At 35.6% G+C, this 12,333-nt stretch carries 19 protein-coding genes; 12 read left to right on the top strand and 7 right to left on the bottom strand.

The features are described 5' to 3' along the window. The first annotated feature begins 9 nt into the window (after positions 1-9). Positions 10-240, top strand: a complete 231-nt coding sequence (hfq, locus tag ACQKMD_RS01475) for an RNA chaperone Hfq (protein WP_038184348.1) — start codon at positions 10-12, stop codon at positions 238-240. 99 nt (positions 241-339) lie between these two features. Next, the gene (locus ACQKMD_RS01470; protein ID WP_427748833.1) at positions 340-639 is read left to right on the top strand and encodes a rhodanese-like domain-containing protein; all 300 of its coding nucleotides are present in this window, start codon (positions 340-342) and stop codon (positions 637-639) included. A 237-nt stretch (positions 640-876) separates the two neighbouring features. Here ACQKMD_RS01470 and ACQKMD_RS01465 read toward each other — a convergent pair whose 3' ends face one another. Further along, the gene (locus ACQKMD_RS01465; protein ID WP_427748831.1) at positions 877-1,494 is read right to left on the bottom strand and encodes a trimeric intracellular cation channel family protein; all 618 of its coding nucleotides are present in this window, start codon (positions 1,492-1,494) and stop codon (positions 877-879) included. Between the two features lie 139 nt (positions 1,495-1,633). On the opposite strand from ACQKMD_RS01465, the gene ACQKMD_RS01460 reads away from it, so the two are divergent. The 3 genes from ACQKMD_RS01460 (at position 1,634) to glnA (ending at position 4,820) form a co-directional block, all read left to right on the top strand. Further along, positions 1,634-2,884, top strand: coding sequence for an aminotransferase class I/II-fold pyridoxal phosphate-dependent enzyme (locus tag ACQKMD_RS01460; RefSeq protein WP_427748829.1), 1,251 nt, complete (start codon positions 1,634-1,636; stop codon positions 2,882-2,884). 172 nt (positions 2,885-3,056) lie between these two features. Continuing rightward, the gene (locus ACQKMD_RS01455) at positions 3,057-3,440 is read left to right on the top strand and encodes a MerR family transcriptional regulator (RefSeq protein ID WP_038184365.1); all 384 of its coding nucleotides are present in this window, start codon (positions 3,057-3,059) and stop codon (positions 3,438-3,440) included. 45 nt (positions 3,441-3,485) lie between these two features. Continuing rightward, a complete protein-coding gene (glnA, locus tag ACQKMD_RS01450) occupies positions 3,486-4,820 on the top strand; it encodes a type I glutamate--ammonia ligase (protein ID WP_427748827.1) in 1,335 nt (444 codons plus the stop codon). Positions 4,821-4,938: 118 nt separating this feature from the next. Here glnA and ACQKMD_RS01445 read toward each other — a convergent pair whose 3' ends face one another. The 5 genes from ACQKMD_RS01445 to ACQKMD_RS01425 all read right to left on the bottom strand — a co-directional run bounded on the left by ACQKMD_RS01445 (position 4,939) and on the right by ACQKMD_RS01425 (position 8,528). Then, entirely contained in the window at positions 4,939-6,069 is a 1,131-nt protein-coding gene (locus ACQKMD_RS01445) for a tyrosine-type recombinase/integrase (RefSeq protein WP_427748825.1), read from the bottom strand. 170 nt (positions 6,070-6,239) lie between these two features. Next, positions 6,240-6,452 (bottom strand): hypothetical protein, encoded by a 213-nt coding sequence (locus tag ACQKMD_RS01440; RefSeq protein ID WP_427748823.1) that lies wholly within the window; start codon positions 6,450-6,452, stop codon positions 6,240-6,242. Positions 6,453-6,498: 46 nt separating this feature from the next. Next, entirely contained in the window at positions 6,499-6,969 is a 471-nt protein-coding gene (locus ACQKMD_RS01435) for an ImmA/IrrE family metallo-endopeptidase (RefSeq protein ID WP_427748821.1), read from the bottom strand. 122 nt (positions 6,970-7,091) lie between these two features. Continuing rightward, entirely contained in the window at positions 7,092-8,030 is a 939-nt protein-coding gene (locus tag ACQKMD_RS01430) for a hypothetical protein (RefSeq protein WP_427748820.1), read from the bottom strand. A gap of 93 nt (positions 8,031-8,123) precedes the next feature. Next, complete coding sequence (locus ACQKMD_RS01425) at positions 8,124-8,528, bottom strand: helix-turn-helix domain-containing protein (protein ID WP_427748818.1); 405 nt, start codon at positions 8,526-8,528, stop codon at positions 8,124-8,126. A 168-nt stretch (positions 8,529-8,696) separates the two neighbouring features. Here ACQKMD_RS01425 and ACQKMD_RS01420 point away from each other — a divergent pair, with 168 nt between their 5' ends. Together ACQKMD_RS01420 and ACQKMD_RS01415 are read left to right on the top strand one after the other, a co-directional pair. After that, positions 8,697-8,933: an XRE family transcriptional regulator gene (locus tag ACQKMD_RS01420; protein ID WP_427748817.1), complete on the top strand. Its 237-nt coding sequence runs from the start codon at positions 8,697-8,699 to the stop codon at positions 8,931-8,933. 148 nt (positions 8,934-9,081) lie between these two features. After that, the gene (locus ACQKMD_RS01415; protein WP_427748815.1) at positions 9,082-9,360 is read left to right on the top strand and encodes a hypothetical protein; all 279 of its coding nucleotides are present in this window, start codon (positions 9,082-9,084) and stop codon (positions 9,358-9,360) included. Positions 9,361-9,556: 196 nt separating this feature from the next. On the opposite strand, the gene ACQKMD_RS01410 is transcribed toward ACQKMD_RS01415, so the two are convergent. Further along, positions 9,557-9,736, bottom strand: a complete 180-nt coding sequence (locus tag ACQKMD_RS01410; protein WP_427748814.1) for a hypothetical protein — start codon at positions 9,734-9,736, stop codon at positions 9,557-9,559. 69 nt (positions 9,737-9,805) lie between these two features. On the opposite strand from ACQKMD_RS01410, the gene ACQKMD_RS01405 reads away from it, so the two are divergent. From ACQKMD_RS01405 to ACQKMD_RS01385, 5 genes are all read left to right on the top strand, one after another. Then, entirely contained in the window at positions 9,806-10,603 is a 798-nt protein-coding gene (locus ACQKMD_RS01405; RefSeq protein ID WP_427748812.1) for a phage antirepressor, read from the top strand. Continuing rightward, a complete protein-coding gene (locus ACQKMD_RS01400; protein ID WP_427748810.1) occupies positions 10,575-10,850 on the top strand; it encodes a hypothetical protein in 276 nt (91 codons plus the stop codon). The genes ACQKMD_RS01405 and ACQKMD_RS01400 overlap by 29 nt, the downstream gene beginning before the upstream one ends. Positions 10,851-10,915: 65 nt before the next feature. Next, a complete protein-coding gene (locus ACQKMD_RS01395; protein ID WP_427748808.1) occupies positions 10,916-11,443 on the top strand; it encodes a hypothetical protein in 528 nt (175 codons plus the stop codon). Further along, entirely contained in the window at positions 11,440-11,703 is a 264-nt protein-coding gene (locus ACQKMD_RS01390) for a hypothetical protein (RefSeq protein ID WP_427748806.1), read from the top strand. The genes ACQKMD_RS01395 and ACQKMD_RS01390 overlap by 4 nt, the downstream gene beginning before the upstream one ends. A 291-nt stretch (positions 11,704-11,994) precedes the next feature. After that, positions 11,995-12,333 (top strand): hypothetical protein, encoded by a 339-nt coding sequence (locus ACQKMD_RS01385; protein WP_427748804.1) that lies wholly within the window; start codon positions 11,995-11,997, stop codon positions 12,331-12,333.

Raw genomic sequence — 12,333 nt, 5'->3', positions numbered from 1 at the left:
TGGCTTTGCATGAAATCTATTAACTTACAAGATGCGTTTCTAAATCAAATGCGTAAAAACGGGGTTTTCGTTACCGTTTTCTTGCTAAATGGTTTTCAATTAAAAGGTCTTATTAAATCTTATGATAATTTCACGGTACTATTGGAATCTGATGGGAAGCAGCATTTGATTTATAAACATGCCATTTCTACATTCGCCCCTTCAAAATCCATTAATATTTCTCAAGATAACGAAGAGTAAAATGAATTCGGCTAGTATAAAGACTAGCCGAATTTTTTATTTCTAGCTATACTAAAAGAGATATTTGATAAGCTTAATAGATAATGGAGGATTATAATAATGAAAACTATTACAACAACTGAACTTTTAGAAAAAGTTGATGCAAATGAAGATCTATTTTTAGTAGATGTACGTGAAGATGAAGAAGTAGCAAACGGTATAATCCCAGGTGCTATCCATATTCCGCTTGGATCAATTCCTGAGAGAATCGATGAATTAGATAAAACAAAACCTTATATCTTCATCTGCCATGCAGGTGGACGTAGCGGTAGCGCATGTTCTTATCTTTCTGGTTTAGGTTACGACGTAACGAATATGGAAGGCGGCATGCTAGCTTGGGAAGGCGAGTTAGAATTCTAAGATAAATAAAAAGCGAATCGCATATTGATTCGCTTAAGACTGTAGACAAACTCGAAAAAACGAGTTTTCTACAGTCTTTTTTGTATACAGGAGGATAGATCAGGTTTTCCGAGGCTTACCGCGGGAGAGCGCCGAGTCGTTCGTCGCTACGCTCCTGCAGTATCTCATTGTCTCGCTTTTCCCGTAGGAGTCGAGCGGGCGCTTCTCCAAACCAATAAAATGCTACCTTCTTCTTTTCTATTTGTCTGAATTTTGCCCTCGTAATGATTTGAAGGGGAGTCGCCAATGTTTCATGTATGATAAAACACGTAGTGCGGTCATACTAACAAATAATAGATACAACCATATGTCTTGTTTGAAGATATCTAAACCAATAATTCCACCGGCAAGTGCGGCCCATACAGCATACACTTCCTCACGTAATACAAGAGGTTTACGACCAGCAAGTACATCCCGGATAATTCCACCGCCAGAACCAGTTAAAACAGCAGCAACAATGGCCGCACTGACAGGTAAATCTAATTTGACTGCAAAAAGCGCTCCCTGAATAGCGAATGCTGATAACCCAATAGCATCAAAGAAATTGCCCCATTTATGCCAATGTTTCAGTAATTTTTGTGGGAATATAAAAACAATAGTAATAGATATAAGAGCGATTTGAAACATTGTCTCTTGTTCCCAAAGAGCAGAGACAGGTACACCAATGAGCATGTTACGTATAGCTCCACCACCAAATGCAGTCACAATACCAAGTAAATAAACTCCGAATAGATCATATTCTTCTTCCATGGCAACAATTGCTCCTGAAATAGCAAAGGCAATTGTGCCGAAAATACTAAATACATCCCACGACATAGACAAACCCTCAACTTTCTAAGAACGTTCTTGAATTGTACCAAAAATAGTGATAATTACAAGTTTTATTGAGCGAATGATTGACTCTTTGATTGTTATTGTTAAGATAGTAATGGAAAAATAAAAAGGAGCCAAAAAAATGACGTATTCTACAACATTCAGTAAAGAATTATTAATGCAAGCAAAAGAAATTGAAGCACAAGTTAAACCTTACCATGATCACGTCGATGAAGTGGCTTTCTTCAATCAACAAAAAGTTCTAGCAGCTTTTCGTAATCATCAAGTTAGTGATTTTCATCTGCACCCTTCAAATGGTTATGGTTATGACGATGATGGACGCGACAATTTAGAACGCGTGTATGCAGAAGTATTCGGTGCAGAGGCTTGTATCGTTCGTCCTCAAATTATTTCTGGCACACATGCTATTACTTTAAGTCTCTTCGGTGTATTACGTCCGGGAGACGAACTTATATATATTACTGGACAACCTTATGACACTTTACAATCTATTGTTGATGGTGGTGACAAAGATACAGGTTCATTAAAAGACTTCAACATTGGCTATCAACATATTGACTTAGTGAATGATAAAGACGTTGACTGGGATACGGTAACGAAAGCTGTATCTGAAAAAACAAAAGTAATTGCAATCCAACGCTCTAAAGGATACGCATCACGACCTTCTTTCACTGTGGAACAAATCGCTGATATGATTAAAAAGGTTCGTGAAATCCAACCATCAGCTATTATATTTGTAGATAACTGCTACGGTGAATTTGTTGAAGAAATGGAACCATCAGATGTTGGGGCGGATTTAATGGCAGGCTCATTAATTAAAAATCCAGGTGGTGGTTTAGCTAAAATTGGAGGTTATATTGCTGGACGTGCAGATTTAGTTGAACAATGTGCATTCCGTATGACTTCACCAGGAATTGGTGCTGAAGCAGGCCCAACTTTAAATGCCTTAGCAGACTTTTATCAAGGATTCTTCTTAGCGCCACATGTTGTTGCACAAGCTTTAAAAGGTGCGATATTCACATCTGCAATACTTGAAGCTATTGGCATGAAGACTTCGCCACATTATAAAGCACCAAGAACTGATTTAATCCAATCTGTCTCATTTAAGACTGCAGATCAAATGATTGCTTTTTGCCAAGCTATTCAAGCAAGTTCGCCAATTAATGCACATTTTGCACCAGAACCAGCCTATATGCCTGGTTATGAGGATGATGTCATCATGGCTGCGGGAACATTTATACAAGGTGCCAGCATTGAACTTTCAGCTGACGGTCCAATTCGTCCCCCTTATACTGCATATGTTCAAGGTGGTTTAACATACGAGCACGTGAAATACGCAGCTTTAAGTGCCGTACAAAAATTAAAAAAATAATTTTCTGAAAATAATGTGAAAATGTTTAATTAGTAACAAGAAAAAGCTTAGAAAACCAGTTGGCTCTAAGCTTTTTTCATTATCAAAAATCCATGTTAGATTATATGACATCGATTTGACAGAAAAACTAACATGGTGTATTATTTGAATTGTAAAGGGGAAGGTGAATGATATGAGTCGTGAAATACGAAGATCAATGCCATTACTTCCAATTAGTATAGTCATGCAACTGACAGACTTAACGGCTCGTCAGATTCGATATTATGAAGAACATAATTTAATCGAACCTGCTAGAACAGAAGGCAATCGTCGAATGTTCTCCTTAAATGATGTCGATTCATTGCTTGAAATTAAAGACTTGTTGGAGCAAGGTATTAATATGGCAGGTATCAAAAAAGTATTTGCTTTAAAAAATGAACCAGCAATCGCGAATTTAGGTAAAAAAGACATTACGGATGCAGATTTACGTCGCATTCTAAGAGAAGAGATGCAACAAGCTCAACGCCTTCAAAAAACATCTATTCGTCAAGGGGATCTATCACGTTTCTTCCAATAAGAAACTGAGTAAAATATAAAATTTTTTACATGGAGAGTGAATCGAGTGGGGAAATTTACAAAAGAAGATATTAAGAGATTAGTAGCTGAAAAAGAAGTTAAGTTTATCCGTTTACAATTTACTGACATCTTAGGCACGATAAAAAATGTTGAAATTCCTGTAAGTCAATTAGATAAAGCATTAGACAATAAAATGATGTTCGACGGTTCTTCAATCGAAGGGTTCGTACGTATTGAGGAATCAGATATGTATCTTTATCCTGATTTAGATACTTTCATCGTATTCCCATGGACTACTGGTAAAGGGACAGTTTGCCGATTCATCTGTGATGTATATAAAGCAGACGGTACTCCATTTGCAGGAGATCCACGTAACAACTTAAAACGTGTTCTTAATCACATGAAAGAACTTGGCTTCACAGATTTCAATTTAGGACCAGAGCCAGAATTCTTCTTGTTCAAACTAGATGATCGTGGTGAACCGACTCTTGAGCTAAATGACCATGGTGGTTACTTCGACTTAGCACCAACTGACTTAGGTGAAAACTGCCGTCGAGATATCGTTCTTGAATTAGAAGAGATGGGCTTTGAAATCGAAGCATCTCACCATGAAGTGGCACCAGGTCAACATGAGATTGACTTCAAATATGCTGATGCTATTACTGCATGTGATAATATTCAAACCTTCAAATTGGTTGTTAAAACAATCGCTCGTAAACATGGTTTACACGCAACTTTCATGCCAAAACCACTTTACGGTGTAAACGGTTCAGGTATGCATTGTAACGTTTCACTATTTAACGGAAAAGAAAATGTATTCTACGATGAATCAGCTGAAATTGGTTTAAGTGAAACAGCTATGCAATTTATGGCTGGTGTATTGAAACACGTTGAAGGATTTACAGCAATTACAAACCCGACTGTAAACTCATACAAACGTTTAGTACCGGGTTATGAAGCACCTTGTTACGTAGCGTGGTCAGGTCAAAACCGTAGTCCGTTAATACGTATCCCAGCTTCACGTGGTCTTTCAACTCGTGTAGAAGTGCGCTCAGTTGACCCGGCTGCAAACCCGTACTTAGCAATGGCTGTCATTTTAGAAGCAGGTCTTGCTGGTATCGAACAAAAATTAACACCACCAGCAGCGGTTGATCGCAACATCTACGTGATGGATGCAAAAGAACGCGCTGAACACGGTATTACTAACCTACCAGCTAACTTAGATGCCGCTCTAATTGCATTAGCTAACGATGAAGTGGCTAAAGCGGCACTAGGTGAACATATCTACGCTAATTTTATGGAAGCAAAAGAAATTGAGTTCGATATGTTCCGCACACAAGTACACCCTTGGGAACGTGAGCAATACTTGAAAATGTATTAATAGTTAAACCCGTTGAGGCTCTAGGCTTCAACGGGTTTTTTATTTACCACGATTTATTGTCTCGTGGTAACACATTTTAAAACTTACCACATTTTTACCACGAAATTTTTACGACTTGTTATTTCGCTGATTTTTTCTGCATGTATTCATCAAATTTCTCAATTGATTTATTTTCCATTTTTCTTGTAACATGCGAATAGATGTCTGATGTAATTTGAATCGATCCATGACCTAATCGTTCTTGAACTTCTTTCATAGTTACTCCAGCTTCAAGGAACATAACCGCATGGGTATGTCTGGTTGAATGGATTGGTAGTAATTCATGGGAAATATGTTCCATTGCAGCTTTGTAAGCATTATATAGTGTGGATTTAGGAAAAGGTGTTCCATCATCACGACCAAATACAAAATTATTATCAGTATTATACAGAGCACCGATAAGCGTTCGTTTTTCCATACGATACTTTACATATGTTTTTAGTTTCTTCATATAGTCCTCTCGCATAACAATAGTACGTTCAGATGCTGATGTCTTAACTCCGTCCATCTTTTTTTCAGCTTTTGTGGCGTTGTAGTTATAAGAATCATCTATGCGGATTGTATTGTCATTCCAATTAATATCATCTAACTCTATTCCAGAACATTCTCCTTTACGCATACCACTTTCAAATAAGGCTTCGAAGTAAATACCTAGACCATAGCTACGTTCATAAAGAAATTCTAAAACTTCTGGAATGAGTTCTGGTTGAAGAAATTTTAATTTCTTTACAGTTTTCTTGGTGATTTTTGCATGAGATGCAGGGTTTTTCGAAATATAACCATTTACAACAGCTTGTTCCATAGCCATACGAAAAGGTGTATGTACTCGGCGAGCTGTTTCAGGAGAAAAACCTCTTTCAATAACAGAATCTAAAAAGTTTTGATATCTCATAGGTTTGATCTCTCCCAGTTGCATCATACCAAGTTCAGGAATTATATGTTTTTCGAGTACATGACGATATGTTTTTACGGTATTTAACTTTCTCTTGTCAACAACATATATCTCTAACCATTGCATCAGATAAGTACCTAAGTTCATACGAGACCCATCAATTTCGGTAGTATCTAACATTTCACGCTGACGAGCATGCTCTTGGGCAGCCTTCTTGGTTTTAAATCCGCATTTAGATATCTCCTTCCATTCACCTACATCTGTCCTATAGCGAACCCTATACTGCCAATACTGACCAACCTTCCGAAATGAAGCCATTTTGTTCACTCCCTTCAACTTATCAAAACATATAATTTTGTATAATCATACTACCTCAGCAATCCATATCTTTTTTCTATGTACTGAATTAACCTTTTTTTAGGGAAGAAATCTTTAATGGTAAACCGTACTTGTATCCAATGATTAGCTGTTAAATACTTTTTAAGAATTTAATTAACCATTAGAAATTTCTCTTCAATATGTACTTTAATATTCTCGTCCAATTTTCCGCCAAATTCATTTAAAAAATCGTCTACATAAGCATACAACTCACCATCAATAGATTGAATTCTCTTAAGTAAGGGGACAGCTATGCGTTCACCATCCTCATTTCTGCAAGCTTCTTGAATTACTTCTATTTTATCGAAAATCTCATTGTTCATTATGTATCTTCCTCTCGAGTTGTTTTTCTTGATGATATTTACTGAGTCATACTACACTAGCAACGAATTTTCTACGCTCTACATATTGAATTAACCTTTTCTTTGCGAAATCTTCCTCTACTTTGAACAAAGCCTGAATTTGTTCAATCGCTTTGTAATAATCTTGTTCAAGTGTGATTTGATCTAACATGAAGGTAGGAATGCATAAGTGATATGCGAATCCATTCGCTTTCCATTCTTGGTACTCACGAAACGATGTAGATACGCCAAGTTGATTACCACTATGTAACAGTACATGACATAACTCATGACCAAATTCTTGCCACTGTTGTTCTACAGGGATTCTATTATCAATCCAAATAACATTACCGTTACGCATTGATTTAATTGGAGCGTAAATTACCCTAAATTTTAGTCGTTTGGATATTGTAACGAGATTCAATTGCTTTAACTTAGTAATGCCAATACTTAAGTATAGATTTTGTATGTAATCTTCTAGATGTGTATAACAATACATTAATAGCCCACCTTTAGAACGTTTGTTCTATACATAGTAACAAAAAAATCCATCTTTGGATAGATGGATTTCATTTTTTTGTTACAATATTACTTTTTTGACTTAGAATAGATGTAAAACCGTTACTGAAACATTCTTCGGTATTCATTAGATATAGACTGTAAATCTACCGAATCTATATGTTCAAAATTAATTTTTTCTATTGCATCATTATTAATAGAAATTTTATATGCTTTACTTTCTTCTTCATTACCACTTGAATCTGAAAGAGGTAAGTGCCAGAAGAATACATATTCATCAACTTGTTTATCAATTAGAGTTGAATCTTCGATTTCTTTTATTATTTCTAATGTATCTGTATTAATTTCTCTATCAGCAGTCTTTGAGGAAAGTGGTAGTGGACCTGATAAATCCATAATAAGTATTAACCCACCGTCTTTTTTACCTAAATTATTATTAGCTTTTATTTCAAGTACTGTATCAACAACACCATCATCTACTCGATCTCTAGTTTCTCCAAGAGTATCTTCTATAATACTTTCAACTGAAAATTCATAATCATAGTTAGTTTTTTCAGTTTCTTCATCTTCTTTCTTACTCTTTGATGATGTCTGTTTATCAGGATAGAAATATCCACCATCCATTTTTAAAGCTAATGTATCATCTGAATTAAAATGCAAAGTAACATTCCGATCAGTTAGACCAGAATCATTAATAATTGTATAATCCCAGTCGTTTATTTCATCATCTGACCTTTCAGGAGAACCTAATTCTTCCTTTATTTTTTCTTTGCTCATATTTTCTTCAATAAAATCAAATTGCTCTTTTGTGATAGTGCCAGGTGAATCATTGGGGTATTTTTCACCAAAAAGTCTAGCTCCACCAATAATTACTATTATTGATAAAACGAATAATGAAGCAGATACTATTAAAGGTTTTTTAAAACCATTAGTGGTTTTACTCTTATTTTTATTGATCATAAAAAGTAATCCGAAAACTATAACTCCAATAATAGATAGAATTCCAACTAGTACACCTATCATAGCTGTAATAATACTCAATCTAGTTCCTCCTTAATTTTGAAAAAATATATGTAAATACTACTATCGTTTGTATGTAAAAAAAGAGACACAGCTTTACTATATCTCTTTAATTTATTTCTTTTCTTGTTGCTTTTTCCATATTTCGTAGAATATTTCAAATTGCTCTAGCGCATCTAATAGTCGTTCGGGTCTATCAGAGAATGATAAATTTTCTCTTGTTAAAAAGAAATCAATAACTTCTTTTTGGTAGGGATTCAAACTCTTATATTCTTCGTTTGTAATCCCAGCACTTTCAAACATCCGAGAATTCTTTATTTCTGAACGACCAAGTAAATAGTCTGTAGTAACTTCGAAATAATCAGCAATTAGTTGTAAAGTTTCATAATCAGGTTTTCTTTCATCTGATTCATAACGTGATAATACAACGTTTGAAACATTTAATTTCTTAGCGAAATCTTTTTGACTAATGTTCTGTTGTTCACGTAGTTTTTTAATGCGACTACCTAAAGATTCCACGCTGAATCCCCCTTTATAAGCTTCATTAATATAATAAATAATAACATTTACCGATATGGTAAAAAGTAATATTACCAAAAGGGTAACAAAGTGTTGACATTACCAAAAAGGTAATGGTATAGTATGTTTAAAGTTACCGAATCGGTAATTAAAAGGTGGTGAAAAAAATTGAAAACCCCTGTTGTTAACTTGGAACTTATTCGTGATTTGCGAAATGAACAAGAAGTATCAATCGAAGAAATGTCTTTGTTACTAGGATACGAAGGGTACCAAGGTTACTATTATAAAGAACGTGGCATTCGAAAAATGAGTGCTGAAGACATCGCTGGGATAGCCAAAGTATTACAAGTTCCGATAAATTCACTTTTTTTTGAAGAAAAAGTTGCCGAAATGGTAACTTTGTAATGATAAACTTCAACTCGCACCCAGCAATAAACATTCGAAGAGCGGAGTACGCCATGATGGGCCATTTAAACCCTGAGCGACAGCAATAGCCAACGCCATGACCTCGAATCTTTACTGGTGGGTGTGAGAAATAAAAGGAGGAAAACAAATGGTTAAAGTAATCGATTGTACTCATATCGCAAAACAAGTATTAAAAGTTTTAGCAGAAAATGAAACACCGATATTCACAGTTGAAACTATCTTAGATATTGTACGACGTACAGTTAGAACACAAAATGTAGTTTATGAGATCAAAGAGCAAGAACAAAAAGCTATTTCTTATACTAAACCTTTAGAAAAAAATGAAGTAGAACGCTATAAGAAAATTATTCAAGAAGAGAATGAAACACTTTTTGAGAAAAAAATGAAAGAGCTACCAACCAAATAGAAAAGGTGTGAACATATGGACAATCATGTTACAACTTCATTAAAAAATCTTATTATCCAAAAGGCAACGGAGTTATTAAATAGCACAAATCCAGAAGAGTTAGTGGCTCTAGCTGAACTTGTGCAAAGTTACACCGTGCTAACGAAAGAAATAATTAGTACTACGGAAAATATTGAAAAGATAGTAGGAGAAACGCTTAATCGTGAGTTTCACTCTTTGAAGAAACTTTTCGATGATACTCCGCAATACTGAAAGCTGAAATTCTTGATGCTAATTTAGCAAAATCCTTTAGAACCTCATTATTTTCCGATAAATTTTCAGTGGCTTTTTTGTAAGCGTAATTTTGGATATCTTCAAAATCTTTATTATTTAACATTTATCAACACCTCCTCCACTGTCACTATTCGACAAAGAGTGAGGAAATACCTACTAAGGAGTGAAACAAATGAATAAACCACAATTATTTAATTTCGACAATCAACAGGTTCGAGTTTTTGAAAGTGACGGTGAGCCTTGGTTCATCGGAAAAGATGTTGCTGCAGTTTTAGGTTACGCAAGACCGAGTGAAGCAATAAACAAACACGTTGATGATGAGGATAAGCTGACACGCCAAATCAACGTATCAGGTCAAAACCGAGAAATGTATATCATTAACGAATCAGGTATGTACAGTTTAGTGCTTTCATCAAAACTCGAATCATCAAAGCGCTTTAAAAAATGGGTTACATCTGAAGTACTTCCTTCTATAAGAAAGCACGGAACGTACATGACGCCCGACACAATCGAACAAGTGTTATTGAATCCTGACACGATCATTAAAATCGCTACTCAGTTGAAAGAAGAACAAACGAAACGCCGTGAAGCTGAAATGTTGATTCAGCAACAGCAACCAAAAGTATTATTCGCTGATTCAGTAGCTGCTAGTCAAACATCTATCTTGGTTAGAGAGTTAGCCAAGTTACTAAAACAGAACAACGTTGATATTGGCGAGAAACGACTTTATGTGTGGCTACGTGAAAATGGTTATTTAATCAAACGCTTAGGAACTGATTATAATACACCGACTCAACGAAGTATGGATCTCGGTTTATTTGAAATTAAAGAAACACCAATCAATCATAATAGCGGATATATTTCTCTAAGTAAAACTTCAAAAGTAACTGGAAAAGGACAAGTTTACTTCATTAACAAATTTTTAAAGGAAGGTGACCAATGTGCAAGGAATCACAATGCAATTATCTGAAGAGCTAGTAGATGAAGTACTACGCTCCGAAATTCGAAAGAAATTAGAAGAAGTGCAGGTTCGTCATACGTATTGGGATATGAAAGAACTTTGCCAACAGACTTACCTATGTGAAAACACAATCAAAGAAAATTTTTTTTATGATAGTCGCTTTCCGAAATTTAAAATCGGTAGAAAATGGCTATTTCCAGCAGAAGAAACAAAAAAATTCTTGTTGATATGGTTAAAAGAACAACCTCGCCATTAACTACATCTTATCAAGTTAACTAGTATTTATGTAATTTATACCAATACAAATTAGGGGTGTTTATCATGCTTGAAAAATCAGCAGACGCAAGCAAGGCAATACAAAATTTAATTGAGAACGAGAATGTAACAAATGAACAGTTGGCAATAGATTTTAAACTAAGTCCACAGATGGTCAGTCATCTTAAAAATGGACGCAGACTTATGCAAAATGATATAGCGCAGGCATCAATACAAGCTTACGAAAATTCAGAGTATAGAACAGATTTAATAAATGCTTTTACTGGGGGATTAACTACACCAGTATTACGTGGGAAAAACATCGAGCGACACAGATTATCCTTGGCTGCAAACACAGTCAAGGAAATGCAAGAAGCTACAGAAGCCGCAAAGAACTTGGTATTAGTCAAACCGCCAGGTGAAGTAGATAAGAATGAAAGGCAAGAAGTTGATGTCATATACGACGAAATGCTCGAAGCAGTAATGTTCGGAGAAAATTTATTAATGCAGTTAGAAAATGATTACGGAATATCTAGGAAAAAGCGTATTCGTTTGAATGAGCCGCGTTGGAAAGCGAGAGGGTGGTTGCAATGAAAAAAGATAACTTTAGAACTCAGGATCAATTTAGCGCACAACATGAACACGATTGCATAGAGGATTTAATAGTCGAGCTAAAAGTGCACATGGTGCTTGGTGATTATCTTGCAGCAGAGCGAACGTTAAAGGATGTATCAAGATCACTCCACGAATTGCGAAAGTTGGAAGACTACAAAAAGAAACAAGACAAACTGTATGAAGTAGCTAAAACGATGAGTGCAAGGGGGATTAAATTAGATTTGGTATCTGTTAGATGAAGAAACTCAACAACTACTTTTTGGGAGATGAAGCGCACTGGTCGGACAAGGTTTGGTTTTACGGAGCAACAGCAGCAATGGCCATTATCGGAGCAATTGGATTATGGGCATAAAAAAAGTCAGCTAACCATGAGGGGTTAACTGACTGCATATACACCAACAACATTATAACACGGGAGCCTTGGCTCTCGTCAAGAAGCGCACAAAAATATGCTAAAAACTGAATTCGAGAGCAGTAGCAACTTGTACGCTTCTTGATGGGATTCAACCATCAGAAAGGAAAGTGAAAATATGGACAACCAATTAGCTTTTGCAGGTTTAGCCTACAGCACAGCAATTAGCATTCTTGATCAGCGTGGATTATTTTCAGTACATGAAGAACTGTCTCGCATCGAGTTAGAAAACTTTTTCGACCAAAACTTCTACGTTTTTGAAAAAGAAACAAAAATGGACGACGTTGTCCAAACAGCAGTAGAGCTATTGGATAGTAATCACGTAAAACATCTAATCATGGATTATCCAAACAAATGTTTTGCAGATGCAATAGAAAGCGAAGGTTTCTTGACTGTATTAGATGCCTATTACGTTTTATCGGTCGAGTATCCAAAAGAAACTCAATTAGCAGCTTAA

Source organism: Viridibacillus sp. NPDC096237 (assembly GCF_050278625.1).
In the GTDB taxonomy this organism is placed as follows: domain Bacteria; phylum Bacillota; class Bacilli; order Bacillales_A; family Planococcaceae; genus Viridibacillus.
Note: the sequence above shows the minus strand (reverse complement) of the source record. Positions and strands in the feature narration are given on the sequence as shown.

Coding starts and splice junctions, on each gene's coding strand:
- hfq (WP_038184348.1), top strand. CDS start 10: ATGAAATCTATTAACTTACAAGATGCGTTTCTAAATCAAATGCGTAAA.
- ACQKMD_RS01470 (WP_427748833.1), top strand. CDS start 340: ATGAAAACTATTACAACAACTGAACTTTTAGAAAAAGTTGATGCAAAT.
- ACQKMD_RS01465 (WP_427748831.1), bottom strand. CDS start 1,494: ATGTCGTGGGATGTATTTAGTATTTTCGGCACAATTGCCTTTGCTATT.
- ACQKMD_RS01460 (WP_427748829.1), top strand. CDS start 1,634: ATGACGTATTCTACAACATTCAGTAAAGAATTATTAATGCAAGCAAAA.
- ACQKMD_RS01455 (WP_038184365.1), top strand. CDS start 3,057: ATGAGTCGTGAAATACGAAGATCAATGCCATTACTTCCAATTAGTATA.
- ACQKMD_RS01445 (WP_427748825.1), bottom strand. CDS start 6,069: ATGGCTTCATTTCGGAAGGTTGGTCAGTATTGGCAGTATAGGGTTCGC.
- ACQKMD_RS01440 (WP_427748823.1), bottom strand. CDS start 6,452: ATGAACAATGAGATTTTCGATAAAATAGAAGTAATTCAAGAAGCTTGC.
- ACQKMD_RS01435 (WP_427748821.1), bottom strand. CDS start 6,969: ATGTATTGTTATACACATCTAGAAGATTACATACAAAATCTATACTTA.
- ACQKMD_RS01415 (WP_427748815.1), top strand. CDS start 9,082: ATGGTTAAAGTAATCGATTGTACTCATATCGCAAAACAAGTATTAAAA.
- ACQKMD_RS01410 (WP_427748814.1), bottom strand. CDS start 9,736: ATGTTAAATAATAAAGATTTTGAAGATATCCAAAATTACGCTTACAAA.
- ACQKMD_RS01405 (WP_427748812.1), top strand. CDS start 9,806: ATGAATAAACCACAATTATTTAATTTCGACAATCAACAGGTTCGAGTT.
- ACQKMD_RS01395 (WP_427748808.1), top strand. CDS start 10,916: ATGCTTGAAAAATCAGCAGACGCAAGCAAGGCAATACAAAATTTAATT.
- ACQKMD_RS01390 (WP_427748806.1), top strand. CDS start 11,440: ATGAAAAAAGATAACTTTAGAACTCAGGATCAATTTAGCGCACAACAT.
- ACQKMD_RS01385 (WP_427748804.1), top strand. CDS start 11,995: ATGGACAACCAATTAGCTTTTGCAGGTTTAGCCTACAGCACAGCAATT.